This window comes from Paenibacillus sp. FSL R5-0517 (genome assembly GCF_037974355.1).
In the GTDB taxonomy this organism is placed as follows: domain Bacteria; phylum Bacillota; class Bacilli; order Paenibacillales; family Paenibacillaceae; genus Paenibacillus.
In genome coordinates, this window is record NZ_CP150235.1 from 4,964,364 (window position 1) to 4,985,587 (window position 21,224).

The following is a 21,224-nucleotide window of genomic DNA, read 5'->3' on the forward strand; positions in this document are numbered from 1 at the left end:
GAACATCATAAATTTAGCTATTTACAAAGCATTTTCTCGGATTATAATTGAGAATGATTATCTTTGTCAATTTAAAACACATCGAAAAGGGGTTCATCATTTCATGAAATTTACATCCAGAACGATTGGCATTGTTGCTCTAAGTCTCCTGTTGCTGCTGCTTGCAGCCTGTTCGAATGTTTCAACTTCCTCCACTGCCGGAGAAACAACTTCAACCACGAACACGACAGAAACTTCAACTTCTGCTCAGAATACAAATAAAACGACCTACCCGCTCACCATTGAGAATTTCACGATCTCGGGTGAGGGTGGTGAATGGAAACCAAAAGTGCAAGTATTCGATAAAGCACCGGAACGTGTGGTTGCGAATACCCAATCTGCGGCAGAGATGCTCATCAAGTTAGGTCTGACCGATAAAATGGTCGGCGTTGCTGCTCTATACGGTTCCGTTACACCGGATGTGGCTGATGATTTCGCCAAAATTCCGGTATTGTCCAAGGATTACGTAGGTAAAGAGCTGGTGGTAGGTGCAAGCCCGGATCTGGTACTCGGACGGGGTGACCTGTTCGCTGATGCAGACTGGGGTGTGGGTACCGTCGATGGATTGAATGACATGAATATTCGCACATTCCTGCAAACGACGAATCACAAAGGCACACTCGAAAGCCTCTATAGCGATATCGCACAACTTGGGCAGATCTTCGACGTTCAAGAAAATGCCGCAACATTCACCGAAAGTCTGAAGACTCGTGTTGAAGCTATTAAGGCAAGTGTAGCCGATCAGCCTGAACATTCTTTTGCCTACATCGTACCTGCTACGGAAGACACCATTACGGTAAGCAGCATGCAGAACGATACGTATCAGCTTGATGCGCTGAGCCTGTTGAAGCTGAAAAACACGTTTGATGGTGTGCAAGGTGAGGTTAGTGTTGAACAGTTGATCACAGCGAACCCGGACTACCTGCTCTTGTCCGCGTACGCCGGTTCACCGGATATCGACAAGCTAATTGAAAATCTGTATGCCAACCCTGCCCTGCAAAGTATGAACGCAATCAAGAATAAACAGATCTATGTCACAGATTTCAGCCAGTTCTGGGGTTATGGATATCAGATTCTGGATGGTATTGAGAAAATGGGACAGGAAATGAAAGCTAATCCAATCAAGTAATCGCTGGAGCAAAGGAGCAGGAGAAGAAGTTCTCACTGCTCTTTTGCTATACTCCGCAAGTAATACAACATGATCAAAGCTTGACATTAGTTTGATAACAAACTATATTACACATATGAAAACAAGAGACGCTATTTCACTCATATCCAAAATTAAAGAGAAGGTCAACCGCTTCATCCTGGCCGAGATGGCTGAGCAAGGAATCCAGGATCTCGCCACGTCCCATGGGGATATTATCTATGCCCTGTACAACAATCACAGGATGACCATGGCTGAAATCGCCAAAAAAATTGGCAAGGATAAATCCACGGTAACTGCACTTGTGGACAAATTGGTGCGGACAGGATACGTCGTCAAGGAGCGTGATGCAACCGATTCACGCGTTGTTCATGTGGCTTTGACTGCGAAAGGCGAAGAATTAAAGCCGGACTTTGAAGAGATATCGCAGCGCATGCTGGACGTGTTTTATGCGGGCGTTACGGAAGCGGAGAAAAAAGAACTGCTGCGAATTTTAATGAAGATTCATGACAACTTCTAATTTTTTTGGGAAAATAGTTTGATATCAAACCAATATCTTGGAGGAGGTTTTTAGCATGACAGATTACACAAAATTATTACCGAAACATGAGGTCAAGAAGATCGGAGAACATGATTTGCACTTGGAGATTTTCGAAGGAGCCCTACCTCATGATACCGAAACAGTGACCAAGAAGCCCCCTCTGCTGTTCCTTCACGGTGCCTACACAGGCAGCTGGATGTGGAGCAAATATATCCCCCATTTTGTCCAGCACGGTTGGACCTGTTATGTCATGAACTTGAGGAGTCATTACATGAGTCGGGTCATGGACATGACAAAGATTACGTTTGACGATTATTTGGAGGATATTCGGGAAGTGTTAGCCGGGATCAACGAACCTCCCATACTTATTGGCTTCAGCATGGGCGGGATTCTCAGTCAAAAGATTGCAGAAAACGCTACTCTCGCAGGCCTGGTTGTCATTGATGCCAGTATAAGCAAAGAGGTCCATGACGCCGTGCCTTATCCTGAGAAAGATCGATCGACCGTATCGGACATCATCATGCCTGCACCTGTCCGTGATGAACTGCGCAGTATAGATGAGACGGCAGAAGACATTGCTTTTCAGCGTAAGTATCTGCAAACGGAGTCTGCGAAGGCATTTGCTACCTTTTCAGCCCTGTGTGGAGCCGATGGAATATCCATTAATGGCGACCTGATCCATTGCCCCAGCTTGGTGATCAAGGCTGTTTCCTGTGAAGACGAAGATCAGCGAGGCCAATTAACTGCCAAGCAGCTGGGCGCTGCATATGCCGGACTGTGGGATACGACCCATACGGGTTTGCTGGTAGGCCAACGTTACATGGAACCTGTCGAACTCATTCTTGGATGGTTGAACAGACTGCACCCCTTTGAATTAACGGAAAAACTCACAAAATAAAGTAAATACCATCTTAAGACCTCCTTCTTACCTTTAATCCTGTATGCAAAAGTTTGTTTTTTTTAGATAAGCTTATATGCATAGTTCTGGATAGGATTAAACAATAAGAAAAGAGGTTTTAATTCATGGCCATTCACACATCCCTCCCCAAGCAAAGGGAGCTGCCTTCCATATCTTCAGAACGCCTTCCGTGGGCGGGACTACTTGCTTTAGCCATGGCTGGATTCATTTGCATCCTCACTGAAAGCCTGCCTGCAGGACTGCTGCCGCAAATTGCAAAAGACTTGGGGGTCACCGAATCCCTCACCGGACAGTTGGTGACTCTTTACGCCATTGGATCACTTCTTGCTGCCATTCCCTTGACTGCTGCCACACGTGGATGGAGACGCCGACCTCTTCTGCTGGTATGCATCGGCGGCTTTCTTGTCTTTAACACCGTTACCGCCTTATCCTCAGATTATATCCTGACACTTGCTGCTCGTTTTATGGCCGGGGTCTCTGCGGGTGTGTTATGGGGAATGACAGCAGGTTATGCTCGTCGGATGGTCTCTGATTCGTTAAAAGGCAAGGCCATGGCCGTGGCTATGGTCGGCACTCCGGTGGCGTTAGCCCTGGGTGTCCCCATCGGCAGTTTTCTCAGTTCTTATATCGGCTGGCGCCTCATCTTCGGGATTGTATCGCTTCTGACCGCAGCTTTGATCGCATGGGTTCTCTGGAAAATGCCAGATTTTGCAGGAGAACTGGCCGGGGAACGTCTCCCCCTGCATAAAGTATTTGTAATTCCGGGAGTCAGACCCATTCTGTTTGTTGTTCTGGCCTGGATGCTTGCCCATAATATCCTTTACACCTATATTTCTCCCTACCTTACCCAGACCGTATTTGCAAACAGAGTAGACTTGATTTTACTCATTTTCGGTATCACTTCCATTGTGGGAATCTGGTTAACCGGAATGCTCATTGACCGATTTTTGAGAAAACTAGTGATTATCAGTCTGGCAGCATTCGCTCTGGGATCTGTCGTGATGGGAATCGGTACTGATCAACCTGTGATGATTATCCTTGGCATCATGATCTGGGGAATTACGTTTGGCGGGGCTGCCACGCTACTGCAAACTGCCATTGCTCAAGCCGGAGGTAAAAGTACAGATGTCGCCCAATCAATGCTGGTTACAGCATGGAATCTGGCTATTGGCGGAGGAGGCATCATCGGGGGCATCCTTCTTGAAGTACTGGGAGCAGGATACCTTGCCGGGTCGTTGTTTATCTTGCTCATTCCTGCATTGCTCGTAGCTATGAGGGCTTATAAATATGGCTTCCCCAAAGCTAAATAACAGGAAGGCATTTTGCATGAGATACCATGAGTTACACCATGAGTTACACCATGAGTTACACCATGAGTTACACCATGAGTTACACAAAGAACCAAAGAGGAGTTCACTTGATGTGAACTCCTCTTCTGTATTTCATTTTATAGATTATATAGACTTCGGTCTTATTCTGTCTGTGCCAGCAAATTCGGTCCTTGCATCAGATTTTTATGTGCAATCGGAGAAGACATCGTAATCAAGGTCATGTAAGTCCCGTATGGGTCACACTTGTTCTGGAACTCTTCAAGTCCCTGGATCGTGTCTGTAAGGATTTTCAGCAAGTAGTTATACTCCCCGCTAATCCGATAACATTCCACGACTTCAGGTGACGCACGGCAGAAATCCAGGAAGGGATAACAATCCCGTGTACGAAAGAGAACATATGCCGTGCTCTGCTTGCCCAATTTGGATGGGGAGATCACCGTACGATATTCCTCGATAACCCCCTTTTCTTCCATTCGTTTGACGCGTTCAGTCACAGCTGGTTGAGATAATCCGACTAATTTTCCTAATTCGGTCATGGATAATCTCGCCTGATTCTCCAAGTGAAACAGAATATGCTGATCTATTTCGTCCATGTAATACACCCCTTTAAATACATAAGATATAGGCTGGAATAACCTTAAGTATATCCGATAAATCACTATAATACCTTTAGTAATCCATGTAATACAACATTAATCATTTATATAATAAGCACAGTCACAATAATGAATCAAGCATATCACCTGAAGAGAGGAAGTTTGGAATGGAAAAAAAAAATAAGGCAACATTGCATACTTATGTGGATGAGGCAATAGACCGTGCTATAAGCGAAAACAGAATCGTGGGAACGGTTGTACAGATTGCATTAGGAGGAGAACTGATCTACAGCCGGGCTGCCGGTTTCGCAGACAGGGAGCAAAAGCGTACCATGGCAGAAAACGCTCTGTTTCGACTGGCTTCCGTAACCAAACCCATTGTGTCCACAGCAGCTCTGGCATTGGTCTCACAAGGACAACTGAGTCTGCATGATCCGGTGACTCGCTGGCTACCTGCATTCCGGCCCAAGCTTGCCAATGGTCAGGACACCCAAATAACCATTCAGCAATTGATGACACACACTGCTGGCTTGACCTATCGGTTTTTCCAAGAAGAGCAAGGAACCTATGAACGTGCAGGTGTCTCGGATGGAATGGATTTATCTGAATTAAGTCTGGAGGAGAATCTCCAAAGGATTGCTTCTGTTCCTCTTATATATGAGCCAGGACACATGTGGAGGTATTCCATCGCGACAGATGTACTCGGAGCTGTTATTGAAAAGGGTAACCGGAATGTCATTAAGAGAAGCTGTTCAATTGCTGGTTACTCGTCCACTTCATATGAAGGACACTGATTTTGTTGCGGTGGATTCGAATCGGTTGACCGCTGCATACGCTGATAGTTCCGAAGAACCGCGTCTTCTCCATAATCAATTGGAGCAGGTCCCTTTTATTGAAGGTACTGCCGGTTTCCGGCTTGCCCCCAATCGTGCAAATCAACCTTCGGCTTATGCATCAGGCGGAGCGGGAATGGTTGGAAGCACCGGAGATTTTCTCACTTTACTTGAGACATTGCGGCAAGGGGGGCAGCCTATTCTTACGGAAGCTGTTGCCACCGAGATGGCCACGAATCAAATCGGTGAACTCGACATGCCGTATTGGCCAGGAAGAGGGTTCGGCCTTGGATTTACAATACTTAAAGACCCTGTTGCAGCTGGTACACCGGAATCCCCGGGAACGTGGCGGATGGGCGGAACCTACGGTCACTCCTGGTTTGTCGATCCAAAAGAAGAACTTAGTGTTGTCGCATTCACCAATACGGCACTTGAAGGGATGTCGGGAAAGTATACTACCGATATCTGTGATGCCATCTACGCAGGCATTCGTGAAAGCAACGAGGCTGCAAGAATTTAAATACGAATAACCGCCCAATATCATTGGGCGGCTTTATTTGGCGACAATGGTAAGACCTACTATCTGTCACTGCTCAAGTTTCTCTTTTTAAAAAGGTAAATCCCTGCAACCAGGATAAACCACACCGGCGTGACAAATAACGCCACTCGCGTGTCTTCAGCCAATGCCAATATCACCAGCACAAACGCGAGAAAAGCCAAAATCAAGTAGTTCGAGAACGGATAAAATGGCAGTTTGAAGCGGCTGCGACTCGCTAGTTCCGGCTGAGTACGACGATATCGGAGATGACAGATCACCATGATGCCCCAGACAAAGATAAAGCACACGGTAGACACACTTGTGATCAGCGTAAATACGCCCTCCGGCATGATGTAATTCAAAACAATTGCAATCAAAATAACAATCGTGGAGAAAAACAGCGCATTGGCAGGAACCTTCCTGTTATTCAGACGTGCAAATGACTCGGGGGCGTTTCGATCCTTTGCCATCGAGAACACCATACGGCTTGTACTGAAAATGGCACTGTTACAAGCCGAAGCTGCGGAAGTCAGTACCACGAAATTCACAATTCCTGCGGCAGCCGCAATTCCCACAGCGGCAAACACCTGTACAAACGGACTTTCAGTCGGCACAATGGCGTTCCACGGGTAGATACTCATAATAATCAGCAGTGCGCCAACATAGAAGAGCAGTACCCGGATCGGGATCTGATTAATTGCTCTCGGAATAACCTTCTCCGGGTTCTCCGTCTCTCCAGCAGTGAGTCCCACCAGTTCCATGCCTACAAAGGCGAAAACTACCATCTGGAACGATATGATGAAGCCATGCAGTCCATTCGGGAACCATCCCCCATGACTCCACAGATTGGTGAAGCTTGCAGGACCCTGATCCGTTGTAAAACCTTTGAAAATCATATATAAACCAACCACAATAAGTGCCAGAATAGCCACCACTTTAATCAGGGCAAACCAGAATTCCATCTCACCAAACAACTTGACCGTTGCCAAGTTCATAATTAGCAAAATGACTAACGCAATTAACCCTGGCATCCACTGCGGTACATTCGGAAACCAAAACTGCGTATATAAACCAACGGCGGTAATATCGGCCATGGCAATGGAAATCCAACAGAACCAATAGGTCCAGCCTGTAATAAATGCCGCCATATTTCCCAGGTAATCACGCACAAAATCGACAAAGGAATGATACTGCAAGTTGCTTAAGAGCAGCTCCCCCAATGCACGCATGATCAGGAACAACACAACACCCGTAATAATGTAGGCAAGCAAGATGGATGGTCCTGTCAGTTGGATCGTTTTGCCTGCTCCCAGAAACAAACCTGTCCCGATCGCACCTCCGATCGCCATCAATTGCACATGTCGGTTCTTTAATCCCCTTGTTAACGTTTCTTGCTGCATGATCAACCACCACTCTCTTTCTGCACATGCTCTCTACGTTGAAAAATAATATTAATCATCATATAATAATCTGCCCAGAATACATATCCCTCTTTATATATTTTTTTTGCACAGCAAAAAGCATGTCCCACACGTCATGGATATGATAGGGGGTATGCTCTTTGCTGTGTTATTTTGTTTTAATGAACCTGACACACGTTATTTGCTCCCATTGGCCCAGATCTGAGAACTAACGAATCACAAAGACGCTATTTCGTGGATTCACTGGATTTTTAAGGTTTGGAAGCCCTTTTGTGACGAAATAGCGTTATTTAGGTTCGTTAAATATCGAAACCTTTGATGATCTGCCAATTAAGGTGCGGTAGGTTCGTTAGCGGTTGGGCGAGGCGGAATTCCTTTTGAGACAGTACCTGATTATGTACATGTTTACCATACATACCTAAGGAAATATATTAAAATATAAACCACACATAGAACGGCAACGATTAAAGAGGTAATCGCTAGTGGTCGTTCGTTTTTCCAAACTCGAATCGCATTAGCAACATTAATCATCCATAACGCAAGATAGTTAATAACACTCGAATAAGAATGAAATGAGTTGAACACGATCATAATCATCCCTACGACCCAGACGAACCAAAACCAAAGTGGAATTTTTAGAAAAAGCTGCTTCATTATGTTGTACTCCTTATATATTAAATCGGTCTATGTACAAGATATTCTTCAACGTAGATATAAATCCCTTTATTTAGGTTATAATCCTAAATAATTAATACAATTTAGATCCAATTTTAAGCATCTTCATAGTAAAAAGGGCCCCGATAAAGGCGCCCTCTGGTCTGTTAAAAAACTATTTTTGCTTATAAAACTCATGATACAGCTTCATTAACGCCCGCTTCTCAATCCGTGATACATAAGAACGTGAGATGCCAAGTTCCTTTGCAATTTCGCGTTGAGTTCGTTCTTCCCCGCCTGCTTCCAGACCAAATCGACCGATGACAACTTCCTTCTCCCGATCATCCAGGATATCTAGATTGCGATAAATTTTGCTTTTCTCAATCTTGAGCTGTACCCGATCTACGACATCATCAGCTTCTGTGCCAAGGATATCGATCAATGTAATTTCATTAACACTAAATGGCTGTCGGTGTTTATAACATTTTGAATTCAATAAACTCAGTTCGTTATATTCCATTATAAAGAAAAAAGAGAACTTTCTATAAGGAAAGTTCTCTTTTTTTACTAAGCATAACTGTGACGGTTGTTACTTTTTTTTTCGTTATCGGTCTCTGATTCAATTTCTTTTAACTTTTTAACAAAGAGATCCATATGCTTGCTCGTATCTATTATCAACTTTGCATCCAAATTAATTTTATTCTTTTCGAGTTCTTTTCTTTGTTCGTAGATATTATTAACTTGTTCGATAATTTTTTTGTATTTTTCTGGCGTAATTTGTCCCTTGTCTAAAGAGAGTTCGAGAAACTTTTTCAGGTAAACCACGTCATTATCTCGAATATTCATCTCTGTTCACTCCTTTAAAACACATTATAAGCATTAATTGTTGTGCTTTACAATAGTATATACCCATTATCTAAGGTTATTCTCATCGTCGTCATCGTCGTCATCGTCGTCCAACCAAAATGAACTGAAATCAAAAGAAGAAATATTCTCTCTTTCCTTGCGTTGTTCAGTCATTAATCGGAGTACTGTAAGCAATTCTTTAAGACAAAGTTCAATGACTTTTGTATATGCCTCTGCAATGATCTCAAGTTCATCCCTAACAACATTTTTAGCATCTACTGTTACTACACCAAGTTCTCCAACCGGCACAGCAAGTATCGCTTTGTATTTACTTGTTGTAGGGGAAGATTTATACCATTCATAAGAGTTATTCACTTCATCCTCTTTGATTGTCCTTTTTAATCTGAATGCTCTCCCAGCAATTGAATGGTCAACATTTAGTGACTTATTATTAACATGTTCCGTTTGAAAACCTGCACTTGCATGAATTAGTACCAGTGTTCTATCTTCTGATTGGTATAACCAAAGACCACATCTATGCATTTCTCCTGGATCAAATTTCATGTCTGCTGCCATTGAATCAATTATTCTGTTTAATAAGTTTTTAATTTGATTATGCACTTCAATCAATTCACGTTCTTCTTTATTGTATCGTATGTCTGACAACGTCTTTATGTGAGAAGCAACGTTGCCTAAAGCAGTATGATACAGGGATGACACTTCATTTTTGAATTTATATTCTGTATCCAATGTTCTAATCTGTTCTTGCATTTCTTTGATATTACTTTCCTTATCTAAGACTTTCGTAATTTGCCGAGCTCCTTTGGATAACAAATAAGAAATATAAAAAAATAGAATGATTACTGATATTCCTATGATTGTGAATACCCAAGTTGGCATTCGTGCGATAACCTCTTTAACAATGTCTCCAGTAGCACTCGTGAGATACATATGACCCTCCATTTATCTATTTATCCTTATAATAAGGTCTCTAATAATATTTTCCAATAAAAAAATAAAAAAAGACCCTGCCGCAATAGCAGGGCCTTTCCTCTTAGCTGGCAATTCTGCCACCAGCCTTTTGTGCTTTATAATCAACAACTGCTTTTTCAATAGATGCCCGAATTTCATCTCCGGCAACATCAATTCCCACAGCCTCCAATTGATCACTTGCGTATTCATATGCCTTATTAAGTTTGACATCACCCTCATATTCCTTATACAACGTTTCAGCCTAAGCAAATGCCTCCTTACCAATCTTGTGCAGTACGGTCTTTCTCATTGGTGTGTGCGTTGTAGTATGCTTCTGCTCTCTTTTGTGCCTTCTTGATTGCTCCGGTAATCACAGTAGTTGCCCATGCGATAAGTGCCAGTACAATCGTTTCCAGATATGGCTGTGCTTTGGAGCTAGAATAAAAAGTGGACACCCGTTAACGGACGGAAGGATAATAAGACTAACGGAGGTTTCCACAAGAGAGAACAGCGGCAACGATACAACGAAGAATTCAAGAAACAAACGGTCAAATTCATTCAAGAGCAGACGAAGACACTTGGAGATTTGGCAGAAGAACTCAACATTCCAGAAAACACGTTGCACCAATGGATGAGTGAGTACCACGAACTAAAGCATGAGCCTGTTCCCAGCGTAGATCGAGTGAAGGAACTGGAAGCAGAGCTTCAAGCGATGCGCCGGTTGCTTCAAGAGAAACACCACTCGCTTGCGGATACACAAGAAGAACTGGCGATTGTAAAAAAAGCAGTGCACATCTTCAGCAAACCAAAGAGCTAAGATTTCAGTTTGTGGAAAACCATCGCTCCGAGTTTTCTTTGGAGAAGATGTGCAGTACCTTTCAAGTATCACGGAGCGGATATTACAAAATGGCGAATGGACCGAACCAGCATGCGGCAGAACCGTAAAGACGAGGTCATGAAGCGTATTCGGTATCATTTTTACGACCACCAGATGCGGTGTGGAAGCCCTAAAATTACGTATCTGCTCCATTTAGAAGGGTTGCGAATCTCTTCCCGTACCGTCAGTATATACATCCGTCAAATGAATCTTCGTTCTGTGGTCATGCCCAAATATCGCGTTCAGACGACGGATTCCAAACACAACCATCCCCTTGCGCCGAATACGCTGAATCAGCAATTTAAAACGTCCAAACCGAATACGGTATGGGTTACCGACATCACCTACATTGCTTGCCGAGAAGGTCGTCTATACCTCGCCAGCGTTCTGGATTTGTGCACACGTGAAATTGTAGGCTGGCGTCTATATAACCATATGGAAACCAGTTTGGTGATGGGTGCACTGGAGGAAGCTTACAAGGCCAAACGCCCTGCTCCGGGATTACTCCATCGCTCGGATTGCGGCTCTCAATACACGTCAAAAGAATACGTGGAGCAACTAAAATCATACGGAATGGAATCAAGTATGAGCCGCCGGAAGAGGCTTATACTGCCATCTACCAGTACATTGAGCTCTATTACAACCGCAAGCGAATGCATGGCGCGTTAGGGTATCTTTCCCCTGCTCGTTTTGCGATGAAATTTACGGAAAAATCCGCAGCGTAGTGTCTGCTTTTTTGACATAGGTCCACAGAGACGCTAATTCGTGATTTACTGGATTTTTTAGGTTCGGAACCCCTCTTATGACGAAATAGCGTTATTGAGGTTCGTTAAATCCTGCAACCGTTGATGATCTGCCATTTAAGGTGCGGTAGGTTCGTTAGCAATTGTGCGAGGCGGAATCCCTTTTGAGACAGTACCTGATTATGTACATGTTTACCATACATACCTAAGGAAATATATTAAAATATAAACCACACATAGAACGGCAACGATTAAAGAGGCAATCGCTAATGGTCGATCGTTTTTCCAATTTCGAATCGCATTAGCAACATTAATTATGATTAACGCAAAAAAGTTGATAACACTGGAATACCATTGAAATGAGTTGAACACGATCATCATAAATCCTACGATCCAGACGAACCAAAACCAAAGTGGAATTTTCAGAAAAAGCTGCTTCATTATGTTGTACTCCTTATATATTAAATCGGTCTATGTACAAGATATTCTTCAACGTAGATATAAATTCCTTTATTTGGGTTATAACCCTAAATAATCAATATGATTCAGATCCAATTTTAAAGATATCAACAGACAAGAGGGCTCCCGCTAAGGAGCCCTCTTGTCTGTTTAGTAATTTCTTTGCTTATCCAATCTGTTCTGAGGATATCGATCAGTGTAATTTCATTTCCCTCTTTGTCCGTACCAATTTCAGAGAGCGCAGTGTATCTAATCTTCGATCTTCATGCATCCAGCTACACCAGCAACTATTTTTGCTTATAAAACTCATGATACAGCTTCATTAACGCCCGCTTCTCAATCCGTGATACATAAGAACGTGAGATGCCAAGTTCCTTTGCAATTTCGCGTTGAGTTCGTTCTTCCCCACCTGCTTCCAGACCAAATCGACCGATGACAACTTCCTTCTCCCGATCATCCAGGATATCTAGATTGCGATAAATTTTGCTTTTCTCAATCTTGAGCTGTACCCGATCTACGACATCATCAGCTTCTGTGCCAAGGATATCGATCAATGTAATTTCATTGCCTTCTTTATCTGTACCGATCGGGTCATGCAGAGATACGTCTTTGCGTGTTTTCTTCAAAGAACGCAGATGCATAAGTATCTCGTTTTCAATACATCTCGCCGCAAATGTGGCAAGCTTCGTTCCCTTGCCTTGTTGAAAACTTTCAATGGCTTTGATCAAACCGATGGTTCCGATGGAAATCAGATCTTCCTGATCTTCACCCGTATTGTCGAATTTCTTGACGATGTGTACTCGAAACAAGGTTAAATGAGTAAGTATCCTTTTTAGCGCCTAGGTAACCTATACACGATATTGAAAACCTGTCTTCCTCTTCATTGTGAGTAATTACGATCTCATCAATTAATTTCTCAATGATCCACCTTTTATCTTCATCGGTGAGTTTTGCAGATGCGTATTTTTTAAACGCGTTAGCCAGCTCCATAAGCTGTTCTTTAGTTGCCTCTTTGTTGTTTCTAGAGTTAAGTTTATCTTGTATTTTGTCGTACTCGTTTTTGATCTTTGAAGCTTCTTTGTTCAGTTGTGTGATATCGTCGTCTAATTCTTTTTCATCAATTATGCCTTTACGAAACATCAGTTTAATCTTTGTTCGCTCATCTTCTTTACTCTTTAATTGCCTTGAGTATTCATCAGCCAATTCCTTTAAATTATCATCTGGAGACTTAGACGTTTCTTCAAGTCTAGATAATACCTCCTCTGGATTGTCCAAGAATTTAACTACAATACTCCATACAAAATCATCAAGGACATCTGTTCTTAAAGTTGGAACACGACACTTGTGAACTGATTCTCCAAATCTTCTTGGGTATTTTCCTGAACATCTATAAAGCGGATAAGTCACTTTCTCGCCTTGTTTTTTTGAGTTGTACGTTGTAGACTCCCATCTTCTTCCACAATGCGAGCATCTAATAAGTGATTTAAGCAGATAATTATGCTTTACGTTTCCACCTTTGCGAGTCAAATTCTTATCTCTCTGTAATTGAGCCAAGCTAAACAAACTTTCAGAAATAATTGCTGGTACTGAGAGTTCAATCCATTCCGATCTATCTCTAATCTTATAAGTCTTTTTTGCTTTTCCACTAACTGTCTTTTGGCCTTTTAATTTCTTTGTCTCGCGTCTATTGTAGAAGTACCTTCCTACATATATCTCCGAAGTAAGTATTTTTGATATTGAACTTGCATTCCATACTTTACTTTCTGCCCTTTTGGGAAGTGCACCGAGCATCAATAATTCTTCTCCTATTTCTCTAAGAGTTCTCCCCTCGCGCACATACCATTGATAAATCAAATGTACAAATTTCGATTCCTCTTCATTGATAGTTAATTTTCCATCTTTAAAATCATATCCAAACGGTGCTACTCTCATTGGCATTACTTTGCCTTCCTTTTCTACTGCTCTAATCCTTCCTCTAACCGTTCTCTTTTTAATTAGTTGAAGTTCATACTGAGCTATAGAGGACATCATATTAAAGAAAAGCTGCCCTTCTGGCGTAGTCAGATACTCTGTGTCAACAAATATGAGCTCAACATCGTTCTTCTCAAGTTCACGACATAGTATCAACTTGTCTGTTAGATCCCTAGTGAGTCTGTCAGGATGAGTGACGATGAGTCTTTTAATTTTCTTATCTTTAACATCTTGCATCAATTCATTTAAAGCAGGTCTATCTATGTCTTCACCTGTAAAGCCATACTCAATGTATTCTCTTATCTCTTCTTTTGAGATGTTTAAGCTTCTGGCTTTCTTGTAACATAGCTCAAGTTGCCCCTCCAAACTCGTTCCTTCAGATGCTTGCATGCCGGTTGACACACGTGGATAGACTGCGACATTTCTCAATGCTGACTCACCTCCATATAGAGTAAATTAGAATGACAAAAGGTGGCTATTCGCCACCCTCATCAATTTGTTGATTTTGAAACATTTTATCGATAATATAGTCAATTGCTTGATGTAGTGGTTCATCGTTATAGTATGTATTTTGCATGATTTCTTCGTTTGGAACATACACAATCTCAACCTCTTTTTTGATGGCTATTTTGCATCCCTCCTTTATACAGTCAAATTATTCAAAGGAGAGATCGTCCTATTCCTATTTTAATGACGTAATTCTTAATCAAGGGTCACCCTTGACACCCCACTACACTGTCCAGAATCAATTCTAAGCCTTGTTTTGTTTATGTATTATGCAGTTTCAGGAAGCTATATCTGGTTGGCATAGAATTGATTCCAGACAGATCAAATTATTCCTTTACTAAGTATTTAATCTTGTTTCTTCAATGTAATCTGCATCTGTTCAAAGGTGAATGGTTGGTTAACTGTGTATAATTGCCCATCTATCTCTACCTGTCCAATTGGAATATAACCTACATACTCTTTTTTCTTCTTGCTCGCGGTGTTTTCAGTTTGTACACTTTCTAGTCCACTCGTTGCGCTCTCTGATTGAATAAGAAATTGTCTTCCGTCTTGAGTATTAGTAAACATTCCAGAATCCTTATCTAGTTTCTGTAAGCCCAATTCCTGTTTTGCTTCTGTTATCGAATCGAATTTCCTAAATGTCGGTAATCCAACTGACTGATTATTGCTCATCTCAAATGCATAAACTGGTTTGACTTGTGCCTTATAAGAATTTTTGCCGAACGGTAGCATGGCAATATTAGATAACCTGTATCCTACATCTGGATTAGTCTCTATGCGGTCAACTGTAGGGCGACACGACTGCTGTTGATCTTTCTCTAGGAAAATTTTTGTCTGCTCAACCCACTGTGACCACATATCTGATTTGTATTTGATAATGTCCATCAATCCACTGATTGGATCACTCCAAGCGCAATGAACACCCTTATAGATACCTTGTTCATAGCGACAACTATGGATACGCGATTCTATTGATTTGAATAGTAGATAACAAGCAAATTCGTGCTCTTCATCAATAAACTCATTCTCAATTAAAGTCTGTGCGCATAAAATCGCTCTCGGTAAATATGTATTTTCTCCATACTTCTCATTCCAATTGTTTATTTCTGATGGGTGTACAATATGTGGTCTACCCTTCTTTTTATCTGCCATACTTATCAACCTCTCTTTATTATTTATATAAAATTGTTATTTTATAATATTTAATTACTCAGAAGTCGGACACCTAAGCCCGACCCTTGTAACTGTATAATTCCTACTCGATAATTTTCTTGTAATACTTCAATTGCAATTTTGGGCTATAGAACATCTCGGTGCTATTTGAATATGTATCATCTTTCGTATAGCGTTCCCCCTCTATTCCGAAAATTGAACCATCATCGACCAAAACTTCGTATAATTGCCCAACCGCAAAATCACTCGTCTCACCACTTACCAACTCAATGTAATCAAATTCGTCTTTTTCACTTACTTCTCTCAGTTCAGGGTGCATGTTGATTCCTCCGTGTTTGTGTATATTTTGATAGACACAATTGAAAATACCACTATCTCAAATCAATCGCATCACCACCTCTGGATTGTATCATCAAGGTGTCTATCTATATAAAACACTGCTTAAGTCGTATGTAGGCTATTCCCATGTATCGACGTAGCCAAGTTGAATCATTCCTGCTCTATCCAATTGAGGGGCTAACCCTGCAGGGACAGAACCGATCTTCCACAACAATTGATCCTTTGAGATAGTGCTCATAGTTTCAAGCATCACGATACTGTCATTTTTCAAACCACATTCAGTAGCATCGAGATTAACATGTGTAGGCATTTCCTTTTTACGTGCTGTTGTGATTGAAGCAACCTGAACAGTAGGGCTATACTTGTTTCCCACATCATTTTGGAGAATAAGGCATGGTCTCTTTCCTCTCTGAACAGAACCACTTGCTACTGGCATCTCGGCGAACCATAATTCGTACCGACGATATTCTTTAGTTTGAGCGGTCAACATTTCATCACTCCGTTTGTCTATTGTTTATAGTAGTATTGTACATTCATATAAAATATAAATCAAGTGTTATTTTATAATATAAAGCAAAAAAATAGGATCAGGCTTCATTTGCCCAATCCATAGTTACTTTAACTTATGTCTTCTTTGTTGATCTGTGAGATTTTCTTGTAAACGCCCATTTGGTAGCAGTATTCAATTCTTTGTTCAATAATATCCATGAACTCAGTTATATCGTATTTTTCATCAAGTAGCATGTTCTTATGTATGGTTGTGGTGTTGGATAAATCGACATAGCATTCTTTACCAGTCACTGCATCCGGTAGATATGCGAACAATGGATGTGTTCCTGCTTTTGTAAGATGATACCACTCTTCATCTTTTTCGTGCTCCTTAATACTATAAATCTTTGCTACTATTACATCATCATGAGAGTTATCACCATTTAAATCGTCTGATGATATAATAACAACCTTTCTACGTTTAACCTTTAGAACAATCTCAAATTCACTTTGCCCAGTCTCAAAGTTCTCACTTAGTGCCACAGAAGTTCCCGTTTGTGAGATTGAATGTTTCCTACCTCTATAAGAATTCCGTTGGTCAGGAATGAAGAAATCAAGAGGTCTTTCGCCAGCAAACGGGACTACCGCTTCAAAAACCCATCCACGCTTAATCAGACTCCAATTGCTCTGTTCAAGAAACTTTGTGTTCTTAGACAAGTATTTATTCCTCTCTTCTTTTTTTATTTGAGGTAGACTTCATTTGTTCTGGAGTCAATTTTGTTAGAGGTTTCACTTGAGTGTAATTTCTAATCTCTTTTCTTTTCTTAAAGTCAGCAAGTGAAGTTGGAGACATTTTGTGTCCACTCCTTTTTTTCATGCACAGTTCAACTCCCAACTAGACATATTGTCAGTTAAGGATATGATAGTGCTCTAATTTGTATGCTTGATATGTCCTGAATACAGAAATATAAGCAAGATTTGAAAAACAGTTTGAAGAAGCGTACAAATATGCACCCTCTAAAAACTTAATTTATACCTTAATAATATCAGTTTTATATAACATATACAATGTATATGCGACATTTAGTTGGTAATAGTATCCTTTTTGAGCTGCATAGTTGGTAAAAGTAAAGCGCCTAGAACTTAGTCTAGACGCTAGTTTGGTGATGGTCACATGTTGATTGAGTTATTACCCTCAAAAACCGTTGTAGACGTCCCTAGATGTGTCTGAACCGTTGATCCCTCAATGGCAATCAGTTTCCCGTTCAAAGTCACCCTTGCACCATTTCCGGTTGTTATTCGTCCCTGACCACTTCCACTCGTGCCGGGAGAAATTGAAATGATGCTTCCTCCGCTATTTTTAGGAGAAGGAGAGGGATCAGCTACCCATTGTTCTTGAGTTGGATCACCCACACATGCGACACTTATACCGTTAACCTTGAATTTATTACTGTTGAGAGCTACAGTACCTGTAACCTTAGCACCAGTTGTATGTGTGGTTGTAGTGTATTCGGGATGTCCATCTTCATCATATCCGTAAATGTATCGTTCAACATATGACACGTGTCCACTTTTAGATGAATCCGCTAATCGTGATCCTTGTAATGCTACTTTTGCGATAATAATCTTCCTCTCTTACATCATATAAATTTTAAGATACCTCTGTTCAGTTGAGTTATCGTCAGCGTAATCTATTGCTTGTTTTCCCGTTTTATCCGTCAAGGCTGCGTCTGCTTTTAAACTTGTCATTTCTCCAAAATAGAAATCATTCTTATTGATAATTGTCAACATTAGCGCCGTTTTTCCGTCATCACGTTGAACGTCCACATTAAGTGCATTACGTTTAATCGCTTTGTAAGCTTCGTAATTATTCTCTTCAATAACGTACATCAGCAGTGTGTTACCACCATTAGATGAGTCTTGAGCATTCACACCAAGTGAACCATTGTTTAATGCTGTACGAATCTTTTCAGCGTCTAATTTCCCATCTGTTGAATAAGTTTCTTTCAAATTCTTCACCTTTTTGATTGAAGTTGTATTTGAGTTATTGTTACTTGGAGTAGTAACAACAGTTCCAGATTGACCACCCGTAGAACCAGTGTTTGTTGTGCTGTTTGTCGTAACACTCTCTTTTAAAGAAACTTGAAAACTGGTCACAGATTCAACAGAGTATCCCATTGCATTTGCAGTGTCTCTCACTGGGAGATAAAGTCTTCCACTCACGATAAGTGGACTATCAGAAAGTTTAGCTTGAGATCCGTCGACCATTAACTTAACATTACTTTGAGTAGCTTTAAGATATGCGGTTGCACCCACTGCTGTTCCTGCTGTTAAAGTAATACCAACTATTGCACCGAGCATAAATGTTGGAATCTTTGACGCTAATTTTTTCATATTATGTACCTCCAATTAATTATGGGATATACCTAGTAAGATTAGATACAGTATATCCCATATATCGGTCACACGAATGAAATTAGTTACTCGCCTATTCAACTCTTACTCCGTTGATGTAAACCTCCTTACCAATATTAATTGATGGCTGTTTAGTCTCTTCTGGATTATGTGTAATGAGGCGTAAGTAACTATCTAGCATGTCTGGCTCGGTATATTCCTTAATTTGCTCATAAATATAATTGTCTAGCATCTTAGTTAGATTGTGATCCATAACGAAATTCATAAGAATATCGCTCTCATCCATTGTCATTTCGTATAAATCTCTCGTTTCTTGTAACTCTTCCATCAACGCTTTATCTAACTTATATCTTTTATCCATATGTATATTCCCCTCTGTTAACTAATTTGTATGAAAATTGAATGCTTTACCATGGAGTTCAAACGTACCATCTGCTGTAATCTCAATATAACCATTAGTGTTGCCGATCTTAACAGGGCCGCCGTCAGCCATTGCTGTCAATTCTTTTGCTGTAATTACTACCTTTTCATCTTGAGAATCTAGATAAACCCCACTATCTTTAAAATCAATACTACGCTCTTTCCCTGTATTACTCGCTTTATATACTTGCTTATAACCGCCGTTGTACTTAGTGTTAACCATCCTAGCTCGATTATTTGCTCCACCATCACCAGTACCAATAATATCTGTTGGTTGTGCTACATCCCCTGAACCATCAAAACTAATCTCTCGCTTAATCTTTTCATTGGTCAACTTATATGCATAAGCGATGATACCCGTATTTTCTGTTGTCAAAATACGCTTCTCACTATCTTGCCAATACAAAAGTCTATCACGAGAATCTTTTGCTTGTTCTTTGGATTGAACTTGTGCCGTAATCCATCTTTGATAATTGTCCTGAATGTCAATATAGTCAATAAACTGCCCAACTTCCGCATCTTTACCAATGGTTTTCAACCTATTTACTGTAAGGTTGTTTACGTATCCATCATCAGCCAGAATGGTGTTTACCTCTAGCATCTCAGCCATCAATTTACCAACATTAATAATGTCTAGTTTGTCCATATCTAGATATCCAGCATCAGTATCAAACAGTATTTCTCCAGCTTTGCCAATGAATTTTGCTTTATGGGCTACCAAATTCCCGAAAAGGTCTACGCTAAAGGGTGCGTCATGAAAATTTTCAGCCCCAGCCCACATCCCAATGCGGGGAAAAATCTTGAACACTCCTGTACCATCGCGTAAGGTAAGGGATGATCCTTCAATCTGTGCATGTGCCACAAGCATTTTTTTAATGTTCTCAGTGTTGTCATAGGCTCCTCTATCACCCGGATACCACTGGAATGGTTTTTCTTCAATTTTCTCATCAAGAATCTTACGAATGCCCTGTTTTGCTAGAACGTAAAGTTCCAAGTTACCACCAATTTTCTCACTGCTTGCATTAGCATATGTATTTCTGTAAGCTTCGAAAACATCATTTGCTTTTTCTGTTTGGTCAATGAAAAACTCATTATCATATTTACAGTTCACACCTGCATTGTAGTATGCGACCTTATCATGAGCCTTAATTTTCTTAATCTCAAATTCGCTTCTTTGATCCAGCTCATATAATACAGGAGAACCATTTTCAAATTTTGCCACAACTGTCATATTCACGATTTTTCCACTATCAACCATTTCTTTTACCCCCGGACGCTTGGAGTAATATTGCTCGAACCAATGCTTGATTGTTTCTTTCAATGTATCAATGTTTCTGTCTTCCTTAGTCTTGAACTCATCGATGATGATTTTTGATAAATCTGCATCCCCCGAAGAAAAAATAATCATATCATCAACATGATGAATCTTCTCTCCTTTGTTATGTAGACGGTATGATATACCGTTCAATTTAGAAGAAATAGCCGTATCAGCACCCATATATAGAAAATCTTTGTTAAACATAACCTGACAATAACTCAATTAAACAACTCCCTTTTTAGTTTTTATAAATTCAGTGAACTTGTTTCGATAGATCTCATATATTTCGTAGGCTTCTGGTGTTTGAGCAAGACATTCCATTTCAAGGAACATTTTCACAATGTGAATAACAACGTCTTCGTTTTCTCCCTCAGTAGAAATGTAGGCATTCTCTAGAGCAAGATCATTGTAATCTTTAATGAATGCGCGCTTGTCTTTCATAGAAAGCCTATCTCCAACTTCATTTGATTCGAGAATGATTAAATTCCCATATTCGTCTCTCTCTGCATGTAGCATAATAAGACTCTCGATTTCCTTATTCCATTTGTCATTCAATGGAGATAGTATCTCGTTTAAAAATCGGTTCTTCATTCTTTCACCTTGAGCATTCATCTTAAGGTTGAGGATATACTTCCCCAACCATGGAATGTGATAATTAGGTATTTTCAAAACTATT

Annotated in this window: 25 protein-coding genes and 2 pseudogenes; 8 read left to right on the top strand and 19 right to left on the bottom strand. The window is 40.7% G+C overall.

The genetic code is table 11. The annotated features are described in order from the left end of the window. Window positions 1-103: 103 nt before the first annotated feature. From MKX40_RS22110 to MKX40_RS22125, 4 genes are all read left to right on the top strand, one after another. Complete coding sequence (locus MKX40_RS22110) at window positions 104-1,168, top strand: ABC transporter substrate-binding protein (RefSeq protein ID WP_339236187.1); 1,065 nt, start codon at window positions 104-106, stop codon at window positions 1,166-1,168. Window positions 1,169-1,259: 91 nt separating this feature from the next. After that, window positions 1,260-1,706 carry a MarR family transcriptional regulator gene (locus tag MKX40_RS22115; protein WP_339236190.1) on the top strand — a complete coding sequence of 149 codons (447 nt, stop codon included), beginning with the start codon at window positions 1,260-1,262 and terminating at the stop codon, window positions 1,704-1,706. Between the two features lie 55 nt (window positions 1,707-1,761). Then, entirely contained in the window at window positions 1,762-2,625 is an 864-nt protein-coding gene (locus MKX40_RS22120; RefSeq protein ID WP_339236193.1) for an alpha/beta hydrolase family protein, read from the top strand. Between the two features lie 125 nt (window positions 2,626-2,750). Next, entirely contained in the window at window positions 2,751-3,956 is a 1,206-nt protein-coding gene (locus MKX40_RS22125; RefSeq protein WP_339236195.1) for an MFS transporter, read from the top strand. 161 nt (window positions 3,957-4,117) lie between these two features. On the opposite strand, the gene MKX40_RS22130 is transcribed toward MKX40_RS22125, so the two are convergent. After that, entirely contained in the window at window positions 4,118-4,570 is a 453-nt protein-coding gene (locus MKX40_RS22130; protein WP_339236197.1) for an Lrp/AsnC family transcriptional regulator, read from the bottom strand. A gap of 170 nt (window positions 4,571-4,740) precedes the next feature. On the opposite strand from MKX40_RS22130, the gene MKX40_RS22135 reads away from it, so the two are divergent. Both MKX40_RS22135 and MKX40_RS22140 read left to right on the top strand, forming a co-directional pair. Then, window positions 4,741-5,367 (top strand): serine hydrolase domain-containing protein, encoded by a 627-nt coding sequence (locus MKX40_RS22135; RefSeq protein ID WP_339236199.1) that lies wholly within the window; start codon window positions 4,741-4,743, stop codon window positions 5,365-5,367. Beyond that, window positions 5,306-5,926, top strand: a complete 621-nt coding sequence (locus tag MKX40_RS22140; protein WP_339236201.1) for a serine hydrolase domain-containing protein — start codon at window positions 5,306-5,308, stop codon at window positions 5,924-5,926. Before MKX40_RS22135 ends, MKX40_RS22140 begins: the two co-directional genes overlap by 62 nt. Before the next feature lie 59 nt (window positions 5,927-5,985). Here MKX40_RS22140 and MKX40_RS22145 read toward each other — a convergent pair whose 3' ends face one another. The 6 genes and pseudogenes from MKX40_RS22145 to MKX40_RS22170 form a co-directional block, all read right to left on the bottom strand. After that, entirely contained in the window at window positions 5,986-7,344 is a 1,359-nt protein-coding gene (locus MKX40_RS22145; RefSeq protein ID WP_339236204.1) for an amino acid permease, read from the bottom strand. Between the two features lie 850 nt (window positions 7,345-8,194). Further along, a pseudogene (locus MKX40_RS22150) lies at window positions 8,195-8,473 on the bottom strand (sigma-70 family RNA polymerase sigma factor); the annotation flags it as partial. A 113-nt stretch (window positions 8,474-8,586) separates the two neighbouring features. Further along, window positions 8,587-8,865 (bottom strand): hypothetical protein, encoded by a 279-nt coding sequence (locus MKX40_RS22155; protein WP_339236206.1) that lies wholly within the window; start codon window positions 8,863-8,865, stop codon window positions 8,587-8,589. Window positions 8,866-8,931: 66 nt separating this feature from the next. Further along, window positions 8,932-9,816, bottom strand: coding sequence for a hypothetical protein (locus tag MKX40_RS22160; RefSeq protein WP_339236208.1), 885 nt, complete (start codon window positions 9,814-9,816; stop codon window positions 8,932-8,934). 103 nt (window positions 9,817-9,919) lie between these two features. Next, complete coding sequence (locus MKX40_RS22165) at window positions 9,920-10,090, bottom strand: hypothetical protein (RefSeq protein ID WP_339236210.1); 171 nt, start codon at window positions 10,088-10,090, stop codon at window positions 9,920-9,922. 25 nt (window positions 10,091-10,115) lie between these two features. After that, a complete protein-coding gene (locus MKX40_RS22170; protein WP_339236212.1) occupies window positions 10,116-10,292 on the bottom strand; it encodes a hypothetical protein in 177 nt (58 codons plus the stop codon). Window positions 10,293-10,354: 62 nt separating this feature from the next. Between MKX40_RS22170 and MKX40_RS22175 the strand changes: the two are divergent. Continuing rightward, a pseudogene (locus MKX40_RS22175) lies at window positions 10,355-10,654 on the top strand (transposase); the annotation flags it as partial. A gap of 9 nt (window positions 10,655-10,663) precedes the next feature. Continuing rightward, window positions 10,664-11,383: an IS3 family transposase gene (locus MKX40_RS22180; protein ID WP_339236214.1), complete on the top strand. Its 720-nt coding sequence runs from the start codon at window positions 10,664-10,666 to the stop codon at window positions 11,381-11,383. 820 nt (window positions 11,384-12,203) lie between these two features. Here the strand turns inward: MKX40_RS22180 and sigK are convergent. The 12 genes from sigK to MKX40_RS22240 form a co-directional block, all read right to left on the bottom strand. Beyond that, on the bottom strand, window positions 12,204-12,725 hold the full coding sequence (sigK, locus tag MKX40_RS22185) for an RNA polymerase sporulation sigma factor SigK (RefSeq protein WP_339236217.1): 522 nt from the start codon (window positions 12,723-12,725) through the stop codon (window positions 12,204-12,206). Beyond that, window positions 12,682-14,316, bottom strand: a complete 1,635-nt coding sequence (locus MKX40_RS22190) for a recombinase family protein (RefSeq protein WP_339236220.1) — start codon at window positions 14,314-14,316, stop codon at window positions 12,682-12,684. Before MKX40_RS22190 ends, sigK begins: the two co-directional genes overlap by 44 nt. A 423-nt stretch (window positions 14,317-14,739) precedes the next feature. Beyond that, window positions 14,740-15,546, bottom strand: a complete 807-nt coding sequence (locus tag MKX40_RS22195) for a hypothetical protein (RefSeq protein ID WP_339236223.1) — start codon at window positions 15,544-15,546, stop codon at window positions 14,740-14,742. 103 nt (window positions 15,547-15,649) lie between these two features. Further along, entirely contained in the window at window positions 15,650-15,886 is a 237-nt protein-coding gene (locus MKX40_RS22200; RefSeq protein ID WP_339236225.1) for a hypothetical protein, read from the bottom strand. Window positions 15,887-16,024: 138 nt separating this feature from the next. Then, on the bottom strand, window positions 16,025-16,396 hold the full coding sequence (locus MKX40_RS22205; protein WP_339236227.1) for a type II toxin-antitoxin system PemK/MazF family toxin: 372 nt from the start codon (window positions 16,394-16,396) through the stop codon (window positions 16,025-16,027). A 128-nt stretch (window positions 16,397-16,524) separates the two neighbouring features. Further along, complete coding sequence (locus tag MKX40_RS22210) at window positions 16,525-17,112, bottom strand: hypothetical protein (RefSeq protein ID WP_339236229.1); 588 nt, start codon at window positions 17,110-17,112, stop codon at window positions 16,525-16,527. A gap of 4 nt (window positions 17,113-17,116) precedes the next feature. Next, window positions 17,117-17,272 (bottom strand): hypothetical protein, encoded by a 156-nt coding sequence (locus MKX40_RS22215; RefSeq protein ID WP_339236231.1) that lies wholly within the window; start codon window positions 17,270-17,272, stop codon window positions 17,117-17,119. Between the two features lie 293 nt (window positions 17,273-17,565). Next, on the bottom strand, window positions 17,566-17,958 hold the full coding sequence (locus MKX40_RS22220; RefSeq protein ID WP_339236233.1) for a hypothetical protein: 393 nt from the start codon (window positions 17,956-17,958) through the stop codon (window positions 17,566-17,568). 72 nt (window positions 17,959-18,030) lie between these two features. Further along, window positions 18,031-18,789: a stalk domain-containing protein gene (locus tag MKX40_RS22225; RefSeq protein WP_339236234.1), complete on the bottom strand. Its 759-nt coding sequence runs from the start codon at window positions 18,787-18,789 to the stop codon at window positions 18,031-18,033. Between the two features lie 94 nt (window positions 18,790-18,883). Further along, the gene (locus tag MKX40_RS22230) at window positions 18,884-19,171 is read right to left on the bottom strand and encodes a hypothetical protein (protein ID WP_339236235.1); all 288 of its coding nucleotides are present in this window, start codon (window positions 19,169-19,171) and stop codon (window positions 18,884-18,886) included. 21 nt (window positions 19,172-19,192) lie between these two features. After that, a complete protein-coding gene (locus MKX40_RS22235; RefSeq protein WP_339236236.1) occupies window positions 19,193-20,770 on the bottom strand; it encodes a hypothetical protein in 1,578 nt (525 codons plus the stop codon). Further along, window positions 20,771-21,217, bottom strand: a complete 447-nt coding sequence (locus tag MKX40_RS22240; protein WP_339236239.1) for a hypothetical protein — start codon at window positions 21,215-21,217, stop codon at window positions 20,771-20,773. It abuts the gene before it with no gap. Between the last annotated feature and the right edge of the window lie 7 nt (window positions 21,218-21,224).